This window comes from Undibacterium sp. JH2W (assembly GCF_049340425.1).
Lineage (GTDB): Bacteria > Pseudomonadota > Gammaproteobacteria > Burkholderiales > Burkholderiaceae_D > Undibacterium.
The window spans coordinates 270,385-294,906 of sequence record NZ_JBMPOT010000002.1; the positions used below are offsets into that span (position 1 = coordinate 270,385).

Consider the following 24,522-nt stretch of genomic DNA (forward strand, 5'->3'; position numbering starts at 1 on the left):
TTCTGCTTGCTTTAATTATTCTTCCCGGCATAGGGCAGGTCAGGTTTTGCCGCCAAAAGCAACAGGCCCTGATAATTTCGCAAAAACAATCCTTGCATGATACACATCAGCAAGGATTGTTGTTTTTTTGACTTGTCATCAAACCGACATCTGTCTGTCATCTTGCTGAAGTAATCCTTGATTATTCTTCGTTCGTCGGATCAACGAACAACATGACAAGGACGATGAATGCGATTACTCACGATACCCGCCGATGCTAATCCCAGTTTTTCCAAGCTTAATCTGAGCCTTGCTACCACGGCAAAAGAAGTCAAAGAAGTGCAGCGCCTACGCTATAAAGTCTTTATAGAAAGCATGGGCCTGTCTGCCTTATCCAATCCAGATGGCCTGGATAAGGATGAATTTGACGAGCATTGCGATCACCTCATAGTGCGCGACTCCAAGACCCTGAAAGTGGTAGGCACTTACCGCATACTGGGGCCAAACGCTGCCCGTCAACTGGGTCGCTATTATTCCGAAACTGAATTTGACCTTTCCCGTCTGCAGCATATACGCAATAGCGTGGCAGAAGCAGGTCGCGCCTGCATCCACCCTGATTATCGCAGTGGTGCCGTCATCATGCTCCTGTGGGCTGGCCTGGCCGCTTATATGCGCCGCGAACGTTGCTCGCACCTGATAGGTTGCGCCAGTATCAGCCTGACTGATGGCGGCCAGAATGCAGCGGCAATCTACCGTGGCTTGTCTGCTGCAGATTTCTCCCCGCTGGAATACCGTGTCACGCCACACACACCTTTTCCTCTTGATGAAATCGATAGCAGTTCTACCGAGGCGCGCATCCCGCCGCTGTTGAAAGGTTATTTGCGCGCTGGTGCCTGGGTTTGTGGTGACCCGGCCTGGGACCCTGATTTTCATAGTGCTGATTTATTCGTCATGCTGCCGCTGGCGAATCTGGACAACCGTTACGCACGCCATTACGGCACAGGGGAGCAATAAAGATGAAACCAGCCGATCAGTTCCTTAATAGCAAATTGTATAAAACCGGTAAGAAAGAAACCCAGCGTTTCCGCACTATCTGGATTTCAGATTTGCATCTGGGAACGAGCGGCTGCCAAGCGGCCAAGTTGCTGGAATTCTTGCGTGCCACCGATTCAGAAACGCTGTACCTGGTTGGTGACATTATCGATGGCTGGCAACTCAAGCGTCGCTGGTACTGGGACCAGACCCACAATAACGTCGTGCAGACTGTTTTGAAAAAAGCCAAGAAAGGCACGAATGTGATTTTCGTGCCCGGCAATCATGATGAATCTGTGCGCCAGTTCATTGACCTCGATTTTGGCGGCATCAAGATCAGGGATGAGCTGGTGCACACCACTGCTGCAGGCAAACGCATGCTGGTCTTGCATGGTGACAGGTTTGATGGTGTCATCGCCTGCGCCAAATGGCTGGCCTATGTGGGCGACAGCCTGTACACCGTGATCCTGAAATTCAACCAGATATTCAATAACTGGCGCGCCCGTGCTGGCATGCCTTATTGGTCGCTGTCACAATACCTGAAGCAAAAGGTTAAGAACGCTGTCAGCTACATTACCCAATTTGAAGATGCACTGGCAGATGAAGCCCGTCGCAAGGGCCTGGATGGGATTATCTGCGGCCATATCCACAAGCCGGAAATTCGCGACATAGGTGGCATCTTGTATTGCAATGATGGTGACTGGGTCGAGAGTTTGTCAGCCCTGGTAGAAGATGCCAAGGGGGAACTCAGATTGATTACATGGCATGATATCTGTCACCCGGACCAGGTGGCAGATAGCTATGTGGAGCAGGAGAGGGAAGAGGAAAAGGGCTTGGAAAGCGAACTTGAAGTGGCAAGTGCCTGATCAGCTTGCCGTCGCCGGCCTGACCCAGGACCAGATACGCAAACCAAACTGATTGCAAGCCAGGCCACCAAGTACCAATAAACCCGCACAAATTTTCCACCAGAATAAAGTTTCATTCAAAACGATAGAGGCTGTCAGCATGCCCACTACCGGCACCAGCAACGTAAAGGGGGCGATTGTGGCAGCCGGATATTTACGCATCAGCCAGGACCATATGCCAAAGCCGACTATGGTATTGGGGTAGGCTTGATAAGCGATAGCGCCTATCGAGGTCCAGTTCAATTGCGTATAAGCGGCTTGCCAGGCATCCATGCCTTCCATCATGAAAGAGGCCAGCAGCAAAGGAGGGCTGGCTATTGCCGAGCCCCAGACCACCATGGACAGGGGATTGACTACACCTATTTTTTTGGTGACGATATTGGCGATACCCCAGCACACCGCACCAGCGACGACCAGCAGAAAACCGACGATGGTTGCCTGTGCTTCCAGATGCATGGCCACCAGTGCCATCCCGGACAAGGCTATCAAGGCCCCCAGGACTTGCATGAGTTGCGGTTTTTCACCCAGCATCAAGACTGCCAGACCCATGGTGATAAAGGCTTGCAATTGCATGACCAGAGAGGCCAGCCCTGCCGGAAAACCGAGTTTGATACCACAAAACAGTAGCGTGAACTGGAAGGCAAACTGGAACATGCCATAGGCAATTACCCAGTTCCAGGATGTCTTTGGACGGGGGACAAAAAATATCAGGGGTAGGGCAGCAAATACAAAACGCGATGCGGTAAACAGCACGGGCGGCAAGCCCTGCAAGCCTATCTTGATAACGACGAAATTGATGCCCCAGGTGATAACAGCGAGCAGGGCGGCCAGTATGTGCGTGGGTTTCATCGTGCTTTATGCGTAAAGACGGGCCTACATACTAACAGTTGCGGCGAATCGCTGCAGACACCCGGTATTTTTACCAGTGCCTGGTGCGTTTACTTGACCACCAGGTCGGGTGACATGATGGCCTTCAAGTAAGTCTGTACTATGGCATTCTCGCGCTGCTTTTGCGTGATCCACCAGACATTGCCCTTGCGCACGCTGTACTCTTGCAAGGGGTGCCCGAGCAATTCAGCCGCGACCTGGCCCAGGTAAGGCTGGTGGCCGACGATGAGTACCGGTTCGCGGCTGTTGGGCCAATTGGCGGCTGTCAGTACATCTTTGACTGTCGCCTCCGGACCCAGCTCTGGGATAACTTTGTATTTTCTACCGCAAGCAATCAGGGCCTCGGCAGTGTCACGGGTGCGTATAGTCGGGCTGGCCAGTATGCGGCAAGTCTCTGGCAGGGTGCTGTCAAGCCAGAAAGCAATCTTGCTGGCTTGCTTGTTTCCCTTGCCTGTCAGCTTTCTGAATTCATCTGTTATTTCAGCAGTTGCCGGTTCTGCTTCTGCATGACGCCAGAGGATAAGGTCCATTGTCAATTATCCGTATCCGACAGTGAGCCCAGGCTTAACATCAAATGTTGCTGGGCGCAGAAACGCACTTGCTTTGCCCTGGCTTTCTTGCGTTCGTAACGACCATCTGAATCTAATGTCCAGGCGTTCACATTGTCTTTCAGGTAGGGTTCCAGACCTTCAGAAATGACGCGTTTTTTCAGGGACTTTTCCAAGACCGGGAAAGCCACTTCTATGCGGCGGAACAGGTTGCGGTTCATCCAGTCGGCGCTGGCCAGATACACGTCATGTGCCAGGTCATTACGGAAGTAATAGATGCGGCTATGCTCAAGAAAGCGGCCGATGATGGAGCGCACTTTGATGTTTTCTGACAGGCCCGGCACGCCAGGGCGCAAGGCGCAGGCGCCCCGTATGATGAGGTCTATCTTGACACCATCTGCTGACGCTGCATACAGGGCACGGATGACGGATTCATCCAGCAAGGCATTCATCTTGGCGATGATGCGCGCCGGGCGACCTTCGCGTGCTATGCGCGCTTCATTGCGTATGGCCTTGATGATTTGCGGTTGCAGGGCAAACGGTGCTAGCCACAAATAATCGAGCTTCTTGGGCTTGGTCAAACCGGTCAGATGAATGAAAACTTCATTGACTTCTGCCGCCATGCCCGGATGCGCCGTCAATAAACCAAAATCAGTATAAAAACGCGTGGTGGAAGGATGGTAATTACCTGTACCCAGATGGGCATAATGACGCAGGGTGCCACCTTCTTCACGACGTATCACCAGCGCCAGCTTGGCATGGGTTTTCAAGCCGACTACGCCATACACCACTTGCGCACCGGCGCGTTGCAATTTATCGGCCCAGTTGATATTCGCTTCTTCATCAAAACGTGCCATCAACTCAACAATGACAGTGACTTCCTTGCCTAGTCTGGCTGCCGTGATCAATGACTCCATCAAGTCAGAGTTCATGCCGGTACGGTAAATAGTCTGCTTGATCGCAACTACGCTGGGGTCTTGCGAGGCTGAGCGTATGAAATCAATAACGGTCTGGAAAGGCTGGAAGGGGTGGTGCAGGAGTATGTCTTGCTTGCGTAGCAAAGTGAAAATATCAGCATGCGCATATTTGCCGATTGCTTTGGCAGAGAAAGGCGGGAAGCGCAGGTTTGGTTGCTTGACATGATCGACCAGCTCACCGAGCCTGACCATATTCACCGGGCCATCGACTGGATACAGACGGTCACTGTCGAGATTGAATTGTTCGAGCAAAAAGCGTGACAGATCCTCGGGGCAGTTTTTTGCCACTTCCAGACGTACTGCCGCACCAAACTGGCGGGTTTGCAACTCACCCTGCAAAGCCTGGCGCAGATTCTTGACTTCTTCTTCATCTACCCACAGATCGCTGTCACGGGTGACGCGGAATTGAGAATAGTTTAAAACTTCACGGCCATTGAACAAATCTTCTATATGTGAGTGAATCACGGAAGACAGCAGGCAGAAAGCCATGCCGTCATTTGATAATTCATCAGGCAAACGGATGATGCGTGGCAAAACGCGAGGTGCCTTGACAATGGCGATGGCCGTACCACGGCCAAAAGCATCCTTACCTGCCAGTGAGACAATGAAATTCAAACTTTTGTTCACCACTTGCGGGAAGGGGTGAGCAGGGTCCAGGCCTATTGGTGTCAGCAAGGGCCTGACTTCACGCTCGAAATACGATTTGACCCAGGCGCGCTGCGCTTCATTGCGTTCAGAGTGACGCAGCAGATGTATACCTTTTTTGGATAGCTGGGGCAGGATTTCCTGATTCAGCAATTCGTATTGTCTTTTTGCCAGTTGATGACATTCATTGCTGACACGTTTGAGCATGGCCTGGAAAGCCGGATGTTCCACCAGTTCTCCATCGACAGTGTTTTGTGCCAGCAGGCTGGCTACCCTGACTTCAAAGAATTCGTCGAGGTTGCTACCAACGATGCATAAGTATTTCAATCTTTCCAGTAGGGGGATGCTGCGGTCTTCCGCCTGCGCCAGCACGCGCCAGTTAAAAGCGATCTGTGACATTTCCCGGTCCAGGAAAATCACAGAGCGCGACAACTCTGTCACATTTGGCTTGGCAGGCTTGGTCACAGCCTTGATTTCTGGATGGTTATCTTGCTTCACTTCTTCCAACACTGTCGTTGAAGAGGGGGCTTCTTGGTTTGGCATAGTTTTTTGCATGTCATAAAAGCCGTCATATATATACGCAAGCATTCTAGACGGCTTAAATGACAAGTTTATGACAAAAAAATGATAATAAGTTCAATTATTTCACAGGCTTTGGTTTAAGTCATAATCTTGTCATATTTGGCTTGTACAGTGCGCCTCGTAGTACTGAATACTGTTATTTAACTCTGAGGTGAACATGCAAATCAAACGTGTTGTCAAAACTCTCATCGCTGCAATTGGCGTCGCTGTCACATTTGGCGCTGCTCAAGCCGCCGATATTACAGGTGCTGGCGCGACTTTCCCTTATCCAATTTATGCAAAATGGGCTGAGGCATACAAAAAATCCAGTGGTAATGGCCTGAACTATCAATCCATAGGCTCTGGCGGCGGTGTCAAGCAAATCAAAGCTAAAACTGTTGATTTCGGCGCATCTGATGCACCTCTGAAATTAGAAGAGCTGGATGCCGAGGGTTTGGTGCAGTTCCCAGCCGTTATCGGTGGTGTCGTACCGGTTGTTAATCTGAATGGCGTTGCCCCAGGAAAAATGAAGATGACTGGCGAAGTGCTGGCCGCTATCTATATGGGCAAGATCACTAAATGGAATGCGCCAGAAATCGCAGCCATCAATGCTGGTTTGAAATTGCCAGCGGAAGACATCACTGTCGTTCATCGCTCTGACGGTTCTGGTACGACTTTCCTGTGGACAGATTACCTGACCAAGGTCAGCCCAGAATTCAAAACTGCAGTTGGTTCTGCGACTGCTGTCAAATGGCCAGTTGGCGTAGGCGGCAAAGGCAATGAAGGCGTTGCTTCCAGTGTCAAGCAAATCCCAAACTCCATAGGCTATGTTGAATACGCCTACGTCAAGAAAAACAAGATGACTTACACCTTGTTGAAAAATGCAGATGGCCAGTTTGCTGAACCAGATGATGAGAACTTTAAATCTGCCGCTGCTGGCGCTGACTGGAGCAAGGCACCAGGCATGTACCTGGTGTTGACTAACCAGCCTGGCAAAATCACCTGGCCTATCACTGGTGCTTCTTTCATCCTGATCCACAAAGCGCAGGCTGATGCTGAAAAAGGTAAAGAAGTCTTGAAGTTCTTTGACTGGGCATTCAAAAACGGTGGCGCCATGGCTGCTGAACTGGAATATGTTGCCCTGCCACCTGCAGTCGTCAAGTTGATCGAAGACAACTGGAAAGCAAAAGTCAAGGATGCCAGCGGTAAGGCAATCTGGTAATTCCTGCTAGGAAAGAGCTGTAAAAATAGATACAAACGATTGAATTACATTGAATGAGGTAATCCGGAAATGTCCGGATTACCTTCCGGTGGAAAAGACACCCATGACTACTCACATGTCCTCCGTCAACATGACTGCACCAACTGCAATCCCACCTTCTGCAAACGCAATACCGCATCAGATCGAACAAATCGATCCTGCGAGAATGGCCGCTGTCATGCGCCGTCAGCGTTGGCAAGATTTCTTTTTTCATAAACTGACTTTTAGCTTCGCTGCCCTGGTATTGGTAGTGCTGGTCGGTATCATTATTTCTTTATTCCTGCGTGCCATTCCGGCCATGAAGGAATTTGGCTTGCCATTCATCTGGACGATAGAATGGGACCCTGTCAATGACAAATTCGGTGGCATGATCGCCATCGTCGGTACATTGGTGACTTCGGTCATCGCCTTGCTGATTGCTTTCCCTGTCAGTTTTGGTATTGCCCTGTTCCTCACCGAAATTTGCCCTAACTGGCTCAAGCGCCCATTGGGTACGGCAATCGAGTTGCTGGCTGGTGTGCCCAGTATCATTTACGGCATGTGGGGTTTATTTGTATTCGCCCCCTTGTTCTCACAATATGTGCAGCCGGTGTTGGCGGCGACTTTGGGTAAGTTGCCAGTTATCGGTATCTTGTTTTCTGGTCCCATGATAGGCATGGGTATTTTGCCAGCAGGCGTGATCCTGGCCATCATGATTATTCCTTTCATCTCTTCAGTCATGCGCGATGTGTTTGAAGTCGTGCCGCCAGTCTTGAAAGAATCTGCCTATGGTCTGGGTTGCACCAAGTGGGAAGTGGTACGCAAGATCGTTTTGCCTTACACCAAAATTGGTGTCGTCGGCGGCGTCATGCTGGGCCTGGGCCGTGCTCTGGGTGAAACCATGGCGATTACCTTCGTGATTGGTAATTCCCATCATCTGTCCTGGTCGCTGTTTGCTGCTGGTAATAGTATTGCTTCCACGCTGGCCAATGAATTTGCCGAAGCTGAAACACCTTTGCATACTTCGTCCTTGTTCTTGCTGGGCTTGATCTTGTTCGTCATCACTTTCATTGTCTTGTCTGCTGCGAAATTGATGTTGCTTGGCCTGTCACGTAAAGAAGGGGCAAAATAATGGAAAACTCCACAATGCAATCTGCCAGCAATCCGGTATATCGCCGACGTTTGCTGATGCACAAAATAGGTATCACACTGTCCTCCATCGCCATGGTGCTGGGTGTGTTTTTCCTGATGTGGATATTGTTTACCTTGCTGCTCAAGGGCGCTACGGCGATTAATTTTTCCATGTTTACAGAATCCACACCTGCGCCAGGTAGTGATGGTGGTGGTTTGATGAATGCCATCTTCGGCAGCTTTGTGATGGTGGGTATTGCTACACTGATTTCCACTCCCATAGGCATACTGGCAGGTATTTACCTGGCAGAATATGGTGACAAGAGCTGGTTTGGTGGCGTCACCCGTTTTGTGACTGACATTATGTTGTCGGCTCCATCTATCGTAGTCGGTTTGTTTGTGTATGCGATCTACGTTGCCAACGTCAAGCACTTCTCTGGCTGGGCTGGCAGTATCGCCATCTCTCTCATTGCCATTCCCGTGGTCGTGCGTACCACAGACAATATGTTGGGACTGGTGCCTGCAAACTTGCGTGAAGCAGCATTTGCCCTTGGTGCGCCACGCTGGAAGGTAGCATTGCTGATACGCTTGCGTGCCGTCAAAGCTGGTGTCGTGACTGGTATTTTGTTGGCGGTAGCGCGTATCTCTGGTGAGACGGCACCTTTGCTGTTCACTGCTTTGAATAATCAATTCTTCAGCAGCAATATGAATCAGCCTATGGCCAACCTGCCTGTCGTGATTTACCAGTTCGCCATGAGCCCTTACGACAACTGGCGTGAACTTGCATGGGGTGGTGCCTTGTTGATTACCTTCAGCGTTCTCGGTTTGAATATTTTATCGCGTACTTTGTTTAACCAAAAAACACAGCATTAATACTGGCCTCGATATGACTACTACACAAGACTCTACACAGAAAAAAGCAATCGAAATCGGCGGGCTGAATTTCTTTTATGGCGCGACACGCAGCCTGCGCGATATCAATCTGAATATCTATGACAAAAAAGTCACCGCTTTCATCGGCCCATCTGGCTGCGGTAAATCGACTTTGTTGCGTACCTTGAACCGCATGTATGACCTGTATCCTGGCCAGCGTGCAGAGGGCAGCATCATTTACAACGGCAAAAATATCCTGGATGCGGACCAGGACATCAACTTGCTGCGCGCCCGCGTAGGCATGGTGTTTCAGAAGCCTACACCTTTCCCCATGTCGGTATACGACAACATCGCTTTTGGCGTACGCTTGTATGAAAACCTCTCTAAAGGCGAGATGGATGAGCGTGTTGAATGGGCTTTGAAAAAGGCTGCGATCTGGACTGAGGTCAAGGACAAGCTCAATAAGAGTGGCCTGAGTCTCTCTGGTGGTCAGCAGCAGCGTCTGTGCATCGCCCGCGGTGTTTCCGTGAAGCCAGAAGTCTTGCTGCTGGATGAGCCAACCTCTGCGCTTGACCCTATCTCTACAGTCAAGATTGAAGAACTCATCAATGAACTGAAAGAAGAATACACAATCGCCATCGTTACCCATAATATGCAGCAGGCAGCCCGTTGCTCTGACTACACTGCCTATATGTACTTGGGTGAACTGGTCGAGTTTGGTGAGACTGATCATATCTTCATGAATCCTGTGAAGAAAGAAACTCAAGACTATATTACTGGCCGTTTCGGCTAACAGACGGAACATGTTTGCGCAGGTCTATCCATGTGAACATGGATAGACCATGTTGCGCGAACTAGTGACGTTTACATTTTGCAATTGCGAATTCAGGAGAAACCTGTGACAGGCGAACACTCTTCAAAACAATATGATATGGACCTGGAGACGATACGTTCCAAGGTCTTGTTGATGGGCGGCTTGGTGGAAAGCCATTTTCATGATGCCATGTCTTGCTTCCGCACAGGCAATGCAGCGCAGGCCGAGGCTGTCATTCAATCTGACCTGGAAGTTAATCGTCTCGAAGTGTCACTTGATGATATGTGCAGCCACCTCATCGTCAAGCGCCAGCCGGCAGCCAATGACTTGCGTACTGTCATGGCGACTGGCAAGGTCATCACTGATCTTGAACGCATAGGTGATGAGTCGACTAAAATTGCACGTATCTCAAGAGATGCAGCGACCAGCAAACGTGGCGCGCCTATGTTCAGTGGTTATGAAACCGTGCGCGTGCTGGCCAGCAGCGTGGCCGACATGTTGCATCAGTCGCTGGACGCCTTCGCCCGCCTCGACGGCGGAAAGGCAGTACAATTGATCGCCCATGATGCCATCATTGATAATGATTTCCGCTCCATCATGCGTAATTTGATTACCTTCATGATGGAAGACCCGAGTACCATATCATCTTCGCTGGATGCCCTGTGGGTGGCGAAAGCGATAGAGCGCATCGGCGATCATGCAAAAAATATTGCCGAACATACGATTTATATCGTTGAAGGCAAAGACATCCGTCATTCAGACTATGTGGCAAGCAAGCAGGAACAACAGAATTAATTATTGATAATGGCTACAGACACAACAATACTCATCGTAGAAGATGAACCGGCAATTGTAGAATTGGTCAGTTTTTCCCTGCGTGCCGCAGGCTGGAACACCTTTGCTGTCAATACCACGGCAGAAGCCTGGGATTATTTGCAGCGCCGCACGCCACAATTGATTTTACTGGACTGGATGTTGCCTGATCAGAGTGGTTTGCGTCTGTTATCCAAGATACGCTCGGACCGCCAGTTCAATGAAATACCTGTCATCATGCTGACTGCAAAAAGCATGGAAGAAGACAAGATCGCCGGACTTGACCATGGTGCAGATGACTATGTCACCAAGCCTTTTTCACCGCGTGAACTGACAGCCAGGATCAAGGCCTTGCTGCGTCGCAAGAGTCCCGAGCATGCACAAACAGCCTTGACTGCTGGCCCTGTCGTGCTGGATCCCGTCAGTTGCACTGTCAAGATAGAAGACAACAAGGTTGATATCGGCCATGCCGAGTACAAATTGCTGAAATTCTTCATGGCCCACCCTGAGCGCGTGTTTTCACGTAGCCAGTTGCTCGACAAAGTCTGGGGCGACCATGTCGTCATCGAAGAGCGTACGGTAGACGTGCATGTGCTGCGTCTACGTAAGGTCTTGAAGAATGCAGAGTCGCTGATCAAGACAGTGCGCAGTGTAGGTTATATGCTGTCTGAAAAATAAATCAAGGGTTCATAGTGTGTCGCCCACTGTGTAGCCTTATGCAGTGCGGCGGTGCTATTCCCGCAAGGGATGGCCACACATACTGCTCACCGAGATGAGCAAACCGTATATCATTGCATACACTCATTGCATAGCTCTTTATATTCCAAGCAATACTCAGGACCATCAGGACTCAACATGTCTCCACGCCTTATTTTCTGGATTTCTGCATTTGTACGCATCTTCCTGGTTTTCATGGGAACCGCATGCGCTATTTATTTGTGGGGACCGGTTGCTGGCTTGGTGATAGGCATGATAGGGATGGTTGTCCTGTTTTGTGTGCAGCTATTTTATTTGCAGCGTCTGGCCGACTGGCTGGACCATCCAAATAGCTCTCGCCTGCCTGATGGATGGGGGGCATGGACGGATATCTTCTCGCGTCTTTACAGGCTGCGTCGTGGCGACGAAAAAAACCAGGCCGAACTGGCAGAATGGCTGGCGCGCTTTCGTCAAGCTATGACGCTTTTGCCTGATGGTGTTGTCATCATGGATGATGTACTGTTTTTGGAATGGTGTAACCCGGCAGCAGAAAACCATCTCGGTTTGAGCCATGCTCAGGACAAAGGTATGCGCGTGACCAATCTGGTGCGTAGCCCGGAGTTCATGGATTACATTATTCTCGGTCGCTATGAGACGCCGCTGACCCTGTCTTTCCGTGATCGCAAGCTGATTGCTCATATCATTCCATTTGAAAACCGTCGCCAGATTCTGGTGACCCATGATGTCACAGAATCTGAGCGCATAGACATGATGCGCCGCGACTTCATCGCCAATGCCTCGCATGAGTTGCGCACGCCACTAACGGTCATTAATGGTTTCCTGGAAATCGCTTCCATGCAGGATGATCTGGATAACCACACCCGTAGCATGCACTTGAAACTGATGACAGAGCAGGGCGAACGCATGCAACGCCTGGTAGAAGATATGCTGACCCTGACCAGGCTGGAATCTGTTGATTATCCGCCGCGTCCAGAACGTATCAATATGCTGGGCCTGCTAGAACAGATTTTGCAAGAGGCGCATGCACTGTCGGCAGGAAAACATACGATTACCCTGGATTGTACTGGCCCGGATATCCGTGGCAGCAATGACGAAATTCGCAGCGCTTTGACTAACCTGGTGACAAATGCGATCCGCTATACACCTGAGAATGGCAGTATCAAGATCAGTTGGGCAGATACTGCTAATGGCCCAAAGTTTGCCGTACAGGATGATGGCATAGGCATCAGCGCTGAACATATCTCGCGCCTGACTGAGCGCTTTTATCGCGTCGATAAAAGCCGCTCGCGCGAAACTCAGGGTACTGGCCTGGGGCTGGCCATTGTCAAGCATGTACTACTCAGGCATAAGGCGAATTTGCTGATTGAATCTGCGCCAGATGTAGGTAGTAAATTCTGCGTGCAGTTTCCGGGTTCGGCGGTCACTATTTAGCAGTTACAGTCCAATAGAGACAGTGATAGCGTGTGAATTGCCGATGGCATTTCCCTGCATTTGCTGTCCGCTCATTGTCCGCTCTTGTCCGCCTGTGTCAGCCGGACAGACGTATTCATCAGACTTCCATATAAAATTGAGCATTCAGGCGCTGGCATATTTTGTGCTGTGGGCTCATGAGTTGCAGTGCTACTAACTTGTCGATCGAATGGTGGTCGTCAATATCATTGCTCTTATTTTATGGAGAGAGATAGATTGAAATACCGGATCCTGTCTAAGGCTTTTAAACTGAGCATCATTGCCCTGACACTTAGTGCAGCGATTGCGCATGCCGCTACCGCACTAAGTGATGCGCAAATTCGTGACATTCTTAAGCAGCGCATAGACCAGGAAAAAATGGGTGCGAGTATTGTTGTCGGCATCATCGATGATAAAGGCAGTCGCGTCATCAGCCATGGTTATGCCAATCTGGAAGATCATATATTGGCAGATGCTGATACCGTGTTTGAAATCGGTTCGATCACCAAGGTATTCACGAGTCTGATCCTGGTGGATATGGTCGAAAAAGGCGAGCTCAGCTTGAATGATCCGGTGGCAAAATATTTACCGGCAACAGTGACTATACCTGGCCGTGCTGGTAAGCAGATCAGCCTGCGCGATCTCTCTACTCATGTATCTGGTTTGCCCAGAATGCCAGGCAATTTTGCACCCAAAGACCCAAAGAATCCTTACGTAGACTATACCCAGGATTTACTCTACCAATTTTTATCCACCTATCAATTGCCGCGTGATATAGGTTCCAAAAGCGAGTACTCAAACCTTGGGGTGGGTTTGCTGGGCCATGCGTTGAGCTTGAGAACAGGTATGGATTATGAGGCGCTGGTACAAGTCCGCATTCTCATGCCTTTGAATATGCAGAGCACAGGCATTAATCTGACCTCGGATATGAAGAAGCACCTGGCCAGCCCTTATGGCGTGACCCAAGAGTTTGCTGGCGAAGGAAAATTGACACACGTTTCTAATTGGGATTTGGGAATATTCAATGGGGCAGGTGGATTGCGCTCTTCCACCACGGACATGCTTAAATTCCTTGCTGCCAATATGGGGAAGCAAAAGAGTTCCGTGCAAACCATCGTCGATAAAATGCAGGAGCCTTTGGAGCCCCAAGGGCCAGGAAAACCAGTCTGGTTAGCTTGGGGTGGCGGCAATAGATATGGGAGTGAAATTATCAATCACTCTGGTGGTACTGGTGGTTACCGTAGCTATATCGGATTTGACAGGAAAGCTGGCAAAGGCGTAGTAGTGCTATCTAATGCTACGACAGATGTAGATGATATAGGTAGCAAGATCATTAATAGCGAGTACCGTTTGCGGCAATGGACAATACCGTCCAGCTTCGTGCAAGCAATAGAGAAAGCGGGTTACGATCAGGCACTTGCTGTCTATCAGGATTTAAAAGACAAAGATGCAGATTTCTTTTTGCGTGAGGAAGTCTTGAATGAATGGGCTTACGCCAAAATGAAAACCGGGACGCCGCAATCGGTTGTTGAGTTATTCAAACTGAGTGTTTACCTGTATCCAAAAAGTGCGAATACTTACGATAGCCTGGCAGAAGCCTATGAAGCGGCAGGCATGATTGAGCTTGCGAAGAGCAATTACCAAAAGTCCCTGGAACTCAATCCGCAAAATCAGAATGCCGTTCAGCGCTTGCAAGTGTTAGCAGACGGAGCAAAGAAATAGCTCAGCAGAGTACAGAAGGTAGCCTAAGCGCTACCTTCCATCCTGTACCTCATTCAATTCGAGCAATATTTGTCAAACGGGTAAACAGACTATCATGTGCCTGAACGCAGTAGAGGCTGAGTTCTTTCCTTCAACCATTCCAATGCAGTACCGCTGACACGTGGTGACAGGCGTTGCAAGACCATGGCATGGTAATCATTGAGCCATTTGATTTCATCTTCGCGCAATAAATCTACCGTAATGCAGCGCGTGTCTATGGGGCAGAGTGTCAGGGTTTCAAATTCCAGATATTCGCCAAATTCTGTTTGCAGGGCAGGCACATTCAGCAACAGGTTTTCTATACGCACGCCCCATTTGCCCGGGCGGTAAATGCCGGGTTCATTCGAGGTGATCATGCCCGGTTCCATCGCCATATGCGCTTCTGCTATCGCCGGGGAAATGCTTTGCGGACCTTCATGCACATTCAGGAAATAACCTACGCCATGGCCTGTGCCATGGCCATAGTTAACACCATCTGCCCAGATAGGTGCGCGGGCTACGGTATCGAGCATGGGTGACAAGGTGCCGCGCGGGTAACGCATTTGCGAGAGGTTGATCATACCCTTCAAGACCAGGGTGAAATCACGCTTTTGCGCTTCTGATACCTGGCCTACAGGAACCACGCGGGTGATGTCCGTCGTGCCATTCAGGTATTGACCACCGGAGTCGATGAGCAACAGGCCATCACCTTCAATCACGGAATGTGATTCCTTGGTCGCACGATAATGAGGCATGGCACCATTGGCATTAAAGCCAGCGATGGTATTAAAACTGGGTGAGACAAACTGAGGCTGGCGCGCACGGGCGGCGCAAATTTCTTCATCGATGGTCAGTTCAGTAATGCGCTGCTTGCCTAATGCGCCTTCCAACCAGGTGAAGAATTCACATAGCGCTGCACCATCCTGTTCCATGGCTTCGCGCACGAATTGCGCTTCTTCTGCCGTCTTGCGGGATTTGGCAAATACAGAAGGGTTGATGGCTTCTATGATTTTGGCGTTTGTCGGGATACTTTGACGGAAACCATAAGTAATCCTGCGCGGGTCTATCATGATGCTGCTATCTGCTGGCAGGGCGGCCAGTGTGGATGCTGCTTCGCTGTAGTCAGCCAGGGTGACGCCATCTTTTGCCAGTATCGCTGCCAGCTCTGCCGGGACTTTGCCTGCGGATACAAACAGTTTTGCCTCGGTTTGGCTGATCAGCGCATGACCAACAAAGACCGGGTTATAACTGACATCAGCGCCACGCAAATTGAAAATCCATGCCAGGTCATCGACAGTAGAAATAAAGTGCCAGTCAGCTTTTTTAGCGCGCATTTGCTCACGTAGCATCGCCAGCTTATCGGCGCGGGCCACTACGGCATAGGGTGCTATATGTTCGTAGATCGCAGCCTGTGGCAGGCTGGGACGTTCGTTCCATACTTTATCTAAAAGATCATGGCTGGTATTGAATGTGATGCCCTTGCTGTGCAAAGCCTGTTCCAGTGCCCTGGCAGTTGCCAGCCCCAATACTGCGCCATCCACGCCCACCGTTTGCCCAGCTTGTAGATTGCTGGCAAGCCAATCTATATAAAGGGTGGCTGCGGCTGAGGCGATTTTCATCATCTTGATGCCAGTTGGCGCCAGTTCTACCTCTGCCGAACTCCAGTAACGGCTGTCTACCCACAAGCCAGCAAAATCTGCCGTAACGATCAGCGTGCCTACCGAGCCGGTAAAGCCTGAGAAATAACTGCGACCTTGCCAGCGATCCGGCAAATACTCAGACAAATGCGGGTCAGAGGATGGCACGATATAGGCATCCAGCCCTTGCGCCTGCATGGCAGCGCGTAATTGCACCAGGCGGGCAGGGATGGGGGAGGTGATGGCAGAAGGGCTAACAGGGCTGTTCATGGATGAAGTTCCAAAGCAGGATAGACGGGAGTGAGGGCAAGTTTAATACGAAGACGCTGTCAATGCAGGTCAAGTTTGCCTGCATTGATAAAATGCCAGCATTAACCTGAATTAACATAACTATAGAGCAGTATACCTAAAATATATTAGATGTGAGCAAGTATGCCGATTTCTCTAATTTTTCAGGAAACGCCGCATAACATGTGGGGCAGGTTCATTCGGATTGGCGTGAGAGTATTCAAGCTCAGGCGCGAGCTCGAATTCAAATGCGGCATACAAGTCCAGCAAGCGGGGCTGGTCACTGCGTACACCGAGGCGTAATTCTTCTATGCCAGATGCCTGGGCCGCATGGATGACGGCTTCCAGCAAATGCTGGGACAGGGCTGAACCGCGGAAGGCAGGTAGCACGCCCATGCGCAGCATTTCCCAGCACTGAGTTTCTGTATCCAGTGGCAGCCAGCGTACTGAGGCAATGGGCTCATCATCCAGCAATAAAATAAAACCACCGCCTAGCATCAAATCATTGCAGACGCGTTCACTGCTTTCATGATGACCCGTAGAACTTGCTGCAACCTTATTGTTCCAGCAAGTGCGGGTCAGATGCGCGATGAGTTGCGCATCTTCTAGAGCAGCTTCACGGACTACAATATTCATACTCGGTCAAGATATTAACGTACACGCATACCAGGCTGTGCACCAGGCCAGGCTTCCAGTATATACAAACCTGGGTTGGCTTTTTCGTCAGCGGCAGAGGCTGCCAATACCATGCCTTCTGACATGCCAAATTTCATCTTGCGTGGTGCCAAATTAGCCACCATGACGGTGAATTTGCCTATCAATTGTTCTGGCTGGTAAGCAGACTTGATGCCTGAGAACACATTGCGGGTGCGGCCTTCGCCCACATCCAGCGTCAGGCGCAAGAGCTTGTCTGAACCCTCTACATGCTCGCAATTGACGATCCTGGCAATGCGCAGATCAACTTTGGCAAAGTCATCAATCTTGATTTCTTCTGCCAATGCTTCGATGTCAGAAGTGGTAACTTCTGTAGCCTCTGTTATTTCAGAAGCAGCCACAGCTACCGGGGCTGGTGCATCAAACAAGTCGTCAAATATCTTTAAATCCACCCTTTGCATCAAGTGCGTATAAGGATTGATCTTGTGTTGATGCGGCAATGGGGTAGTAACATCAGCCCATTGCAGTGGCGCGATATTCAATTGTGCTTCTACCTGTGCTGCCAGTTGTGGCAAGACCGGTTTCAGGAAGATAGTCAGGATGCGGAATGCTTCCAGCAAGCGGCTGCAGACTTCTTGCAGCTTGGCATCGTTCTCTGGTTTTTTCGCCAGTTCCCAAGGTTTGTTGGAATCGACATAGGCATTCACCAGGTCAGCCTGTTCCATCGCAGCGCGCAGGGCTTTGCCGTATTCACGTGCTTCGAACAAGGCTTTGATTTCTGGTGCTACATTGCGCAGATTATTCAGGAAGGCATCATCAGCCGTCGCCCAGTCTGTCGCCACTACACCATCAAAACGCTTGCTGATGAAGCCGGCAGCGCGGCTGGCGATGTTGATGTATTTGCCGATCAGGTCAGAATTGACACGCGCGACGAAGTCCTCGGGATTCATGTCCAGATCTTCGACCTTGGCATTCAGTTTGGCGGCGAAATAATAACGCAGCCATTCAGGGTTCATGCCGATTTCCAGGTAGCGCAGTGGCGAAATGCCAGTGCCACGTGACTTGGACATTTTTTCGCCAGAGACCGTCACAAAGCCATGGGCATACACATTGTCTGGTGTTTTATAACCAGAGAACTTCAGCATCGCTGGCCAGAACAGGGTGTGGAAATAGGTAATGTCCTTGCCGATGAAATGGATTTGTTCCGTCGTAGGGTCAGCCATGAAAGCATCGTAATCACGACCGGTCTTGCCGAAGTAATTCTTCAGCGACGCCAGGTAACCGACAGGCGCATCCAGCCAGACATAGAAATACTTGCCCGGTTGATCAGGAATCTCGATGCCAAAATAAGGTGCGTCGCGACTGATATCCCAGTCGCCCAGACCGCCTTCGCCTTCCAGCCATTCCTTGCATTTGTTCGCCACTTCGGATTGCAGGCGATTGTCTTTCAAGGCCCAGCCACGCAGGAATTCCACGCATTTTTCATCCGACAGTTTAAAGAAGAAATGCTCGGACGATTTCATGATCGGTGTTGCACCGGTCAGGACAGAATAAGGATTCTTTAATTCTGTAGGCGCATATACGGCACTGCAAACTTCGCAGGAATCACCATACTGATCCTTGGCACCACATTTAGGGCATTCACCCTTGATGTAACGGTCAGGCAGGAACATGTTTTTGACCGGGTCAAAGAACTGTTCTATGGTCTTGCTGGTGATGAAACCAGCAGATTTCAGCTTGCGATAGATGTCCTGGGACAACTGATGGTTTTCTTCGCCATCGGTTGAATGCCAGTTATCAAACTGTATATGGAAACCGTCTAGGTATTGTTTGCGTCCAGCAGCGATCTGCGCCACAAAAGCCTGTGGTGTAATACCGGCTTTTTCAGCCGCAATCATGATAGGTGCACCGTGTGCATCATCCGCGCCGACGAAATGTACCTCGTGACCCGACATTCGCTGATGCCTTACCCAGATGTCAGCCTGGATATATTCCATGATATGACCAAGGTGGAAGGGCGCATTAGCGTAGGGCAGGGCGGTGGTAACAAACAGCTTACGGGTCATGGTTGATGCACTTTTTATGAACGGACAAGAGCATTATTCTAACAGCGAAAGCACAAATTGCAGCCGCTATGCCCTGATCCTGGGGGATAGTAAGGGGATTTTCGTATTGTTTTGCTAAGGGATGCTGTTTAAACTACCCAGGCACCATTCCTGTAGACAACTTCATCATCCAGTTTTACTGCTTCAGTAACTGCGAAAACGTCGACATGATGGCGGCCTTCACCGCGTTTGATATGCGGCTTGGCATAGCTGCCATGCTTAGCCCCTAGAGACAGATGGACGCCGCACATGCGCTCATAAGTGCCTATGTCGCGCACGGTCTTGTCTTTGGAAAAAGCCTTGTTCATGCCAAAACCCAGTTCGCGCACCCAGACTACACTATCGTCAGCGCGGATATTAGCCAGTACCTGGTCAAATTCAGGCGTGGAATTGATGGTATCAACGACCTGACCTTTTTCCACAATCAGGGTGATGGGCTGTTCAGGGCGATTGACGGTAAAAGTCGTATCGCCAAAGGCAAAGATACGGATTTGACCATAAACGTCTTCTAGTGCTACCGATTCCGTGAACACTTCACCGATAGGGAATTGGCCACCGACATTATTCATCTGACTATAGTCGCCAACATTGAGCTTGGCTGGTTCAAAGCGGCCACTGAAGATCAGTTCAGCACCGCCACTGTCAACGATGCCACGGCTGGCGCTATCAATTTTTTGTTTGAGCGCATTGCCTGTGCCGCGGTAGTAGTTGGCATCGTAAGCCAGTGACTCTATGTAATACAGGTTTTCGTCGCCTTCCATGCGCGCCAGGTGAGGGTGTTCTATGACTTTCAGGCCGCGCTTGAATAACTCAACTCTAAGCCTATAGGCTTCGAGGCGAAAATTCGTAGACTGTATCAACACCGCCAGATCAGACGCCTGCAAGGCATTCAAGGTCGATAAAATAAGCTCAGGTGTTTCTGCATCAAAATCGATAAAGCGTGCGTCAGGAAGGCAAGCGCGGTAGGCGCTGGTCAGTGCCACTGCCAAAGGGCAGCGTTGGTCATACACAACTACGGCTTGCTGTTGCTCGGTGTGTTCGAATGCCAGTTGCAAAATATCGCGCAAATTGTGTTCGGCCATCCTAATAACGGCGGCAGGCAGGTTCTCCACAGTTTGATTGATGGTTGTGTCGGTATTACTGGCGGAGGAAGTCATGAGTCTGCTTATGTTTGTCTTTTTGTAAAGATGGCAAACACTTGTATTTGATAGCTAAGCCGGGGGCGCTATTTTAGCGCCTAATACCTAAGTATGGATTTGATTTAGTCTAACCTTCAAGGCATTATGCATAGCGTTATGGAAATAAAATGTGTATAAATACACAAAAACCATGAAATAATTGCAATAACAAGTGGCCACGGCAATGGGTAATACCTGTCAAGGTCTATAAATTTACAGGGAATAAATATGATCGCCAAGCAGTTTTTAAAGTGGGTAGCAGGCTTATTTTTAATCATGTTCAGCCATTTTGCTTGCGCGCAAAATGCGGCTGCTGATGCAGAGGTCAAAGCTGCATTTGAGGATGCCAAGAAAGTCATGCAGGCTGGACCTGCAGAAATCAAGATGATAGATCAGGCAGTTTTGAAATTGCCTGCAGGTCAAATTTACATTCCCATGCCTCAGGCAGGGCGCATCATGCATGCCATGGGTAACTCTTCTGACCCGAGTTTGCTAGGTGCCATCTTCCCTGAAGATGGCAATTGGATGATCGTTGCGCGCTATCAAAAGTCTGGTTATATCAAAGATGATGATGCCAAGGAGTGGAATGCCGATGATTTGCTGAAGAACCTGCAAGAAGGTACGGAAGAAGGCAATAAGGAGCGCCGCCAGCGCGGTATCCCTGAAATGCAATTGGTAGGCTGGGCAGAAAAACCAAATTATGAAGCACCTACGCATAGATTGGTGTGGTCCGCCATCACCAAGGATAAACTAGGTAGCAATGATCGCCAGGGCGTCAACTACAATACCTATGCACTGGGTCGCGAAGGTTATATCAGTATGAATCTGGTGACGGACTTGAAAGATTTGCCGCAACAGAAATCCATCGCCAAAAACTTGCTGGGCCAACTGCAATTTTCAGAAGGCAAGCGTTATAGTGACTTTAATATCAGTACCGACAAGGTGGCTGAATATGGCCTGGCCGCGCTTGTGGCAGGTGTGGCAGCTAAAAAGCTGGGTTTGTTTGCCATCATCTTTGCCTTCCTCGCCAAGTTTGCCAAGCTGGCTTTGCTGGCTGTAGTAGGTTTGGGTGCAATGATAGGCAAGCTGTTTGGGCGCAAAAAAGCGGAATAAAAACTGAATAGCAGTATTGGTATCAAATCCAGGTGAGAGTGAATTAATCATGATGAAATTGTTGTTTCTGCTGTTTTCTGGCGTCAAGTTTGGCAAGCTGTTGACTTCGGGTGGCACCATGATTATTTCCATCGCTTTTTACGCCTGGATATTTGGCTGGTGGTATGCGGTGGGGTTTGTCTTGCTCATGTTCGTGCATGAAATGGGGCACTACATCGCCGCCCGTCAGCGCGGGCTGGATGTGGGCTTGCCTACCTTCATCCCTTTTCTGGGGGCATGGATAGAATTGAAAGACATGCCACACGATGCCGAGACCGAGGCTTATATTGGCCTGGGTGGGCCACTGGCAGGTACGGTCGGCTCCATCCTGTGTTATTTTCTGGCCCGTAATTACAATAGCGATTTATTGCTGGCAGTATCGTATTCAGGTTTCTTTTTAAACTTGTTTAATATGATACCGCTCTCGCCATTCGACGGTGGGCGCATTACTGCCGTGCTGACACCACGCATCTGGTTTGTTGGCGTGCCCGTCTTGCTGGCCTTGTTTTACTACCGCCCCAGTCCCATGCTCATCATCATTGGACTTCTGGCTTGGCCGCAATTGTGGCGCGCCTGGAAATATGATCCTGAGGCGGAAGAAAACAAGGCTTACTACAATATGTCGGCCGAAGTGCGTTTTACCTATGCTGCTTATTACCTGATCTTGCTGGGCTTCCTGGCGGTGATGACCAACGATGTGCATGAAATGGTGCAGGCTACACGCCAGGTCAAAGGCATTTAAGAACCTGTTTGCGATCTTAAGCGCGAGCGCAAACAGAATTAATGAGGGGGTTCATGTGCTGCTCAAAATGCTCATGTACTAAAGTACATTCCGCTTTTTGCGCTGCGTTTTTGTTACCCTGACCCCGCTGACGCTCGCTCGCTACAGATCGTAAACAGGTTCTAAGCAGCTTTAAAAACTGGGCTTGTTCACCATCAAAAAGTACACGCCTATCATGGCGATGAATGCCGGATAGCCCAGCCATTCCCATATCTTTGCATAACGCCAGTACTGCTCAGGCAGTGTGCTGGTGTTATTCGCATCAGCAACTTCGAGCATGGCTTTCATGCGTATTTGCAGCCACACCACCGGCAACCAGCAGGCACCGGCAAACAGGTACAAGACAAAGGACCACATGATCCATGGTGTGCTTAAAGGCCAGCCTGCCATGTGCACCATGGCAAAGCCGGTCAGGGGCTGAATGATTACGGCGGGCGTAGTAAAGCACCAGTCCGCGAGAACCACCAACCGCGCAACCACGACCTGTGCCCTGAATTGTCTGCTGCGGTTGGTGAAGAACATATAAAATGCCGAGCCAAAACCGGTACCAACCAGTAAGACAGAAGACAGGACGTGCAGGGTTTTAAGCAAGAGATAGGTGTTCATTTTGTGTCTCTTCGTGTGTCTGTTTGATGAGCAAATAAATAAGCGAGTAAAGCCAGTATCGGCAGGTTTTTCAAGACCGGGCCAAAAGGGTGTAAATAATATTCAGGCGAATAAATCGCAATGATGCTGCTGTAACCCGCAATCAGGGCAATTTGCATCAGCCATAAAATACGCCGTGGCCAGAACAGGGTGGCCAGACCCAGACACAAATCCAGGGTCGATGCGGCCATCAGCATGAACATCGCAGATGCACCGCTAAGGCCCATGGGTTGTAATAAAGCCAGACTGCCTGAGATAGGGTAGATCCCAAACGACAGCGCAGCTGTGACAAACCAGACCAGGGCCAGCACATAGCGAAACAGCGGCAGGCTCCAGCCTGCAATCGCACTGCTGGCGAGCATATGGGCAGGGATGTCAGTGAACCAATCCTTATGTGATTTCGCTGGTCTGCCCAGATGTGTTGCAAGTGCAGTAGCATCAGCAACATTGTCTTGTTCCAGCATGCGCAAACTATCTGGTGTCAGCAGATTTTGCGGTAGCAATCTTGCCGCGCTGGCAGCCATGCGCATGACAGGCATGGGGATAGAAAACATGCATTGCGCAGGCATGCCCATGGCCAGGCGATAAATTTCCAGCATGCGCCGGTAAGACATGGCTTGCGGGCCAACTGCATGCAAGATCATGCTTTGACGGTTTTCATCAGCGAGCCAGAGTGCGATCGCTGCGCACAGATCATCTACATGCAGGGGTTGCACCTGCTGTTCACCACGACCTGGCAAGCCAAGCACAGGCAAGCTGGCCATGCCGCGGAATAACTGACTACTGCCGCCATCAAGGCCAACCACTAAAGAGGGGCGCAGGATCAGATAGTTCAGGCCGCTGGTGATGAGTGTCTTGTCAGCAGCACGCTTGCTTTGCATATAAGCTGTCATGGCTTCCGGGTGCTCAGTTTCGTTCGTAGCACCCAGCGCAGATATTTGAACGATGGATTTAACACCACATCTGGCTGCCGCATAAAACAAGGTAGCAGGCGCATCGCGATGGATGGCATCGAAACTGAGTTCTGGCGTTTCATTGAGTATGCCGACTGCATTGATGATGGCATCAATTTTCCCAAGGCTGCGCAGACGTTTTTCCCAGATGGCTGGCTCGATATCCTGGGCATAATTGATCTCTATTTCTTCAGGATCAGTCAGGCGTTCAGGCAGTTTGGGTTTGCGTACACCGTGGCAGACTTCATGCCCCGCATCTTGCAAAACCTGGCTGATATGGCGGCCCAGAAAACCTTGCGCGCCGCAGATAAGAATTTTCATGATGATACTTATTTAATTGTGCATTTACCTTCTTTGCAGGCGCGACTACGTTTTTCAGCGCGTCTGGCGGCGATGCGCAGTATGGTATCTGCAAATACTTCAGAAACCCAGTGGCGATTTTTGGCGAAATGTTCGTAGCCCCAATTGCAGATGGGTTTGAGTAAGGGTAAATTACTGAATGCAGTCAGCCAGCCCAGACCTGCGGCACGATAGGCAAGATGGATGACTTCTACGCCAGTTACTACCGTGCCATCAGGCTTGACGCCATGGAGAATGCGCATCGCTTCTGCCAGGCTCACGCCATATTTAGCAGCATCAAAACCAGGTGCAGAGGCATCGACAAAATTCAATTGATGCAATTGATCGCGTTCGCGCAAGTTATCCATTTCCAGCTTGCAGACTGGGCATGAGGCATCGTAAAGCAGGGTCAGTGGGTAGTCGCTCATTTTGCTCTTTCTCCATCCTAACTATTATTTCTGACATTTCTGTCAAAACA

Annotated in this window: 22 protein-coding genes; 12 read left to right on the forward strand and 10 right to left on the reverse strand. The window is 50.0% G+C overall.

Annotated features, from left to right (window positions below):
- Nucleotides 1-228 precede the first annotated feature (228 nt).
- The gene (locus tag ACO0LC_RS03495) at nucleotides 229-993 is read left to right on the forward strand and encodes a GNAT family N-acetyltransferase (protein ID WP_423000676.1); all 765 of its coding nucleotides are present in this window, start codon (nucleotides 229-231) and stop codon (nucleotides 991-993) included.
- Between the two features lie 2 nt (nucleotides 994-995).
- Nucleotides 996-1,877, forward strand: a complete 882-nt coding sequence (locus ACO0LC_RS03500) for a UDP-2,3-diacylglucosamine diphosphatase (protein ID WP_423000678.1) — start codon at nucleotides 996-998, stop codon at nucleotides 1,875-1,877.
- Here the strand turns inward: ACO0LC_RS03500 and ACO0LC_RS03505 are convergent, their stop codons facing one another.
- From ACO0LC_RS03505 to ppk1, 3 genes are all read right to left on the reverse strand, one after another.
- The gene (locus tag ACO0LC_RS03505) at nucleotides 1,878-2,765 is read right to left on the reverse strand and encodes an EamA family transporter (protein ID WP_423000680.1); all 888 of its coding nucleotides are present in this window, start codon (nucleotides 2,763-2,765) and stop codon (nucleotides 1,878-1,880) included.
- 89 nt (nucleotides 2,766-2,854) lie between these two features.
- Nucleotides 2,855-3,334, reverse strand: coding sequence for a phosphohistidine phosphatase SixA (gene sixA, locus ACO0LC_RS03510; protein WP_423000682.1), 480 nt, complete (start codon nucleotides 3,332-3,334; stop codon nucleotides 2,855-2,857).
- Nucleotides 3,335-3,336: 2 nt separating this feature from the next.
- Nucleotides 3,337-5,517, reverse strand: a complete 2,181-nt coding sequence (gene ppk1 / locus ACO0LC_RS03515; protein ID WP_423000684.1) for a polyphosphate kinase 1 — start codon at nucleotides 5,515-5,517, stop codon at nucleotides 3,337-3,339.
- 196 nt (nucleotides 5,518-5,713) lie between these two features.
- Between ppk1 and pstS the strand changes: the two genes are divergently transcribed.
- From pstS to ACO0LC_RS03555, 8 genes are all read left to right on the forward strand, one after another.
- Nucleotides 5,714-6,757, forward strand: coding sequence for a phosphate ABC transporter substrate-binding protein PstS (pstS, locus tag ACO0LC_RS03520; protein ID WP_423000686.1), 1,044 nt, complete (start codon nucleotides 5,714-5,716; stop codon nucleotides 6,755-6,757).
- A 115-nt stretch (nucleotides 6,758-6,872) separates the two neighbouring features.
- The gene (pstC, locus tag ACO0LC_RS03525; protein WP_423001037.1) at nucleotides 6,873-7,907 is read left to right on the forward strand and encodes a phosphate ABC transporter permease subunit PstC; all 1,035 of its coding nucleotides are present in this window, start codon (nucleotides 6,873-6,875) and stop codon (nucleotides 7,905-7,907) included.
- Nucleotides 7,907-8,779: a phosphate ABC transporter permease PstA gene (gene pstA, locus ACO0LC_RS03530; RefSeq protein WP_423000688.1), complete on the forward strand. Its 873-nt coding sequence runs from the start codon at nucleotides 7,907-7,909 to the stop codon at nucleotides 8,777-8,779. The genes pstC and pstA overlap by 1 nt, the downstream gene beginning before the upstream one ends.
- A 13-nt stretch (nucleotides 8,780-8,792) precedes the next feature.
- Nucleotides 8,793-9,572, forward strand: a complete 780-nt coding sequence (gene pstB / locus ACO0LC_RS03535; RefSeq protein WP_423000690.1) for a phosphate ABC transporter ATP-binding protein PstB — start codon at nucleotides 8,793-8,795, stop codon at nucleotides 9,570-9,572.
- Nucleotides 9,573-9,677: 105 nt separating this feature from the next.
- Nucleotides 9,678-10,388, forward strand: a complete 711-nt coding sequence (gene phoU / locus ACO0LC_RS03540; protein WP_423000692.1) for a phosphate signaling complex protein PhoU — start codon at nucleotides 9,678-9,680, stop codon at nucleotides 10,386-10,388.
- A 9-nt stretch (nucleotides 10,389-10,397) separates the two neighbouring features.
- Nucleotides 10,398-11,084, forward strand: coding sequence for a phosphate regulon transcriptional regulator PhoB (gene phoB / locus ACO0LC_RS03545; RefSeq protein ID WP_423000694.1), 687 nt, complete (start codon nucleotides 10,398-10,400; stop codon nucleotides 11,082-11,084).
- A 177-nt stretch (nucleotides 11,085-11,261) separates the two neighbouring features.
- The gene (phoR, locus tag ACO0LC_RS03550; RefSeq protein ID WP_423000696.1) at nucleotides 11,262-12,554 is read left to right on the forward strand and encodes a phosphate regulon sensor histidine kinase PhoR; all 1,293 of its coding nucleotides are present in this window, start codon (nucleotides 11,262-11,264) and stop codon (nucleotides 12,552-12,554) included.
- Between the two features lie 255 nt (nucleotides 12,555-12,809).
- Complete coding sequence (locus ACO0LC_RS03555; protein WP_423000698.1) at nucleotides 12,810-14,294, forward strand: serine hydrolase; 1,485 nt, start codon at nucleotides 12,810-12,812, stop codon at nucleotides 14,292-14,294.
- A gap of 92 nt (nucleotides 14,295-14,386) precedes the next feature.
- Here ACO0LC_RS03555 and ACO0LC_RS03560 read toward each other — a convergent pair whose 3' ends face one another.
- From ACO0LC_RS03560 to ACO0LC_RS03575, 4 genes are all read right to left on the reverse strand, one after another.
- A complete protein-coding gene (locus ACO0LC_RS03560) occupies nucleotides 14,387-16,219 on the reverse strand; it encodes an aminopeptidase P family protein (protein WP_423000700.1) in 1,833 nt (610 codons plus the stop codon).
- Nucleotides 16,220-16,393: 174 nt separating this feature from the next.
- Nucleotides 16,394-16,873, reverse strand: a complete 480-nt coding sequence (locus ACO0LC_RS03565) for a GNAT family N-acetyltransferase (RefSeq protein ID WP_423000702.1) — start codon at nucleotides 16,871-16,873, stop codon at nucleotides 16,394-16,396.
- Between the two features lie 14 nt (nucleotides 16,874-16,887).
- Complete coding sequence (gene metG / locus ACO0LC_RS03570; protein WP_423000704.1) at nucleotides 16,888-18,957, reverse strand: methionine--tRNA ligase; 2,070 nt, start codon at nucleotides 18,955-18,957, stop codon at nucleotides 16,888-16,890.
- Between the two features lie 128 nt (nucleotides 18,958-19,085).
- Nucleotides 19,086-20,153: a hypothetical protein gene (locus ACO0LC_RS03575; RefSeq protein ID WP_423000706.1), complete on the reverse strand. Its 1,068-nt coding sequence runs from the start codon at nucleotides 20,151-20,153 to the stop codon at nucleotides 19,086-19,088.
- 249 nt (nucleotides 20,154-20,402) lie between these two features.
- Between ACO0LC_RS03575 and ACO0LC_RS03580 the strand changes: the two genes are divergently transcribed.
- Together ACO0LC_RS03580 and ACO0LC_RS03585 are read left to right on the forward strand one after the other, a co-directional pair.
- Entirely contained in the window at nucleotides 20,403-21,287 is an 885-nt protein-coding gene (locus ACO0LC_RS03580) for a DUF2167 domain-containing protein (RefSeq protein ID WP_423000708.1), read from the forward strand.
- Nucleotides 21,288-21,336: 49 nt separating this feature from the next.
- The gene (locus tag ACO0LC_RS03585) at nucleotides 21,337-22,068 is read left to right on the forward strand and encodes a site-2 protease family protein (RefSeq protein ID WP_423000710.1); all 732 of its coding nucleotides are present in this window, start codon (nucleotides 21,337-21,339) and stop codon (nucleotides 22,066-22,068) included.
- Nucleotides 22,069-22,239: 171 nt separating this feature from the next.
- On the opposite strand, the gene ACO0LC_RS03590 is transcribed toward ACO0LC_RS03585, so the two are convergent.
- The 3 genes from ACO0LC_RS03590 to ACO0LC_RS03600 are packed head-to-tail and all read right to left on the reverse strand — an operon-like array spanning nucleotide 22,240 to nucleotide 24,472.
- A complete protein-coding gene (locus ACO0LC_RS03590; protein ID WP_423000712.1) occupies nucleotides 22,240-22,713 on the reverse strand; it encodes a DUF2269 family protein in 474 nt (157 codons plus the stop codon).
- Nucleotides 22,710-24,026 carry an SDR family oxidoreductase gene (locus ACO0LC_RS03595; RefSeq protein WP_423000714.1) on the reverse strand — a complete coding sequence of 439 codons (1,317 nt, stop codon included), beginning with the start codon at nucleotides 24,024-24,026 and terminating at the stop codon, nucleotides 22,710-22,712. Before ACO0LC_RS03595 ends, ACO0LC_RS03590 begins: the two co-directional genes overlap by 4 nt.
- Before the next feature lie 8 nt (nucleotides 24,027-24,034).
- Complete coding sequence (locus ACO0LC_RS03600) at nucleotides 24,035-24,472, reverse strand: thiol-disulfide oxidoreductase DCC family protein (RefSeq protein WP_423000716.1); 438 nt, start codon at nucleotides 24,470-24,472, stop codon at nucleotides 24,035-24,037.
- Between the last annotated feature and the right edge of the window lie 50 nt (nucleotides 24,473-24,522).

Coding starts and splice junctions, on each gene's coding strand:
- ACO0LC_RS03495 (WP_423000676.1), top strand. CDS start 229: ATGCGATTACTCACGATACCCGCCGATGCTAATCCCAGTTTTTCCAAG.
- ACO0LC_RS03500 (WP_423000678.1), top strand. CDS start 996: ATGAAACCAGCCGATCAGTTCCTTAATAGCAAATTGTATAAAACCGGT.
- ACO0LC_RS03505 (WP_423000680.1), bottom strand. CDS start 2,765: ATGAAACCCACGCACATACTGGCCGCCCTGCTCGCTGTTATCACCTGG.
- sixA (WP_423000682.1), bottom strand. CDS start 3,334: ATGGACCTTATCCTCTGGCGTCATGCAGAAGCAGAACCGGCAACTGCT.
- ppk1 (WP_423000684.1), bottom strand. CDS start 5,517: ATGCCAAACCAAGAAGCCCCCTCTTCAACGACAGTGTTGGAAGAAGTG.
- pstS (WP_423000686.1), top strand. CDS start 5,714: ATGCAAATCAAACGTGTTGTCAAAACTCTCATCGCTGCAATTGGCGTC.
- pstC (WP_423001037.1), top strand. CDS start 6,873: ATGTCCTCCGTCAACATGACTGCACCAACTGCAATCCCACCTTCTGCA.
- pstA (WP_423000688.1), top strand. CDS start 7,907: ATGGAAAACTCCACAATGCAATCTGCCAGCAATCCGGTATATCGCCGA.
- pstB (WP_423000690.1), top strand. CDS start 8,793: ATGACTACTACACAAGACTCTACACAGAAAAAAGCAATCGAAATCGGC.
- phoB (WP_423000694.1), top strand. CDS start 10,398: ATGGCTACAGACACAACAATACTCATCGTAGAAGATGAACCGGCAATT.
- phoR (WP_423000696.1), top strand. CDS start 11,262: ATGTCTCCACGCCTTATTTTCTGGATTTCTGCATTTGTACGCATCTTC.
- ACO0LC_RS03560 (WP_423000700.1), bottom strand. CDS start 16,219: ATGAACAGCCCTGTTAGCCCTTCTGCCATCACCTCCCCCATCCCTGCC.
- ACO0LC_RS03565 (WP_423000702.1), bottom strand. CDS start 16,873: ATGAATATTGTAGTCCGTGAAGCTGCTCTAGAAGATGCGCAACTCATC.
- metG (WP_423000704.1), bottom strand. CDS start 18,957: ATGACCCGTAAGCTGTTTGTTACCACCGCCCTGCCCTACGCTAATGCG.
- ACO0LC_RS03575 (WP_423000706.1), bottom strand. CDS start 20,153: ATGACTTCCTCCGCCAGTAATACCGACACAACCATCAATCAAACTGTG.
- ACO0LC_RS03580 (WP_423000708.1), top strand. CDS start 20,403: ATGATCGCCAAGCAGTTTTTAAAGTGGGTAGCAGGCTTATTTTTAATC.
- ACO0LC_RS03585 (WP_423000710.1), top strand. CDS start 21,337: ATGATGAAATTGTTGTTTCTGCTGTTTTCTGGCGTCAAGTTTGGCAAG.
- ACO0LC_RS03590 (WP_423000712.1), bottom strand. CDS start 22,713: ATGAACACCTATCTCTTGCTTAAAACCCTGCACGTCCTGTCTTCTGTC.
- ACO0LC_RS03595 (WP_423000714.1), bottom strand. CDS start 24,026: ATGAAAATTCTTATCTGCGGCGCGCAAGGTTTTCTGGGCCGCCATATC.
- ACO0LC_RS03600 (WP_423000716.1), bottom strand. CDS start 24,472: ATGAGCGACTACCCACTGACCCTGCTTTACGATGCCTCATGCCCAGTC.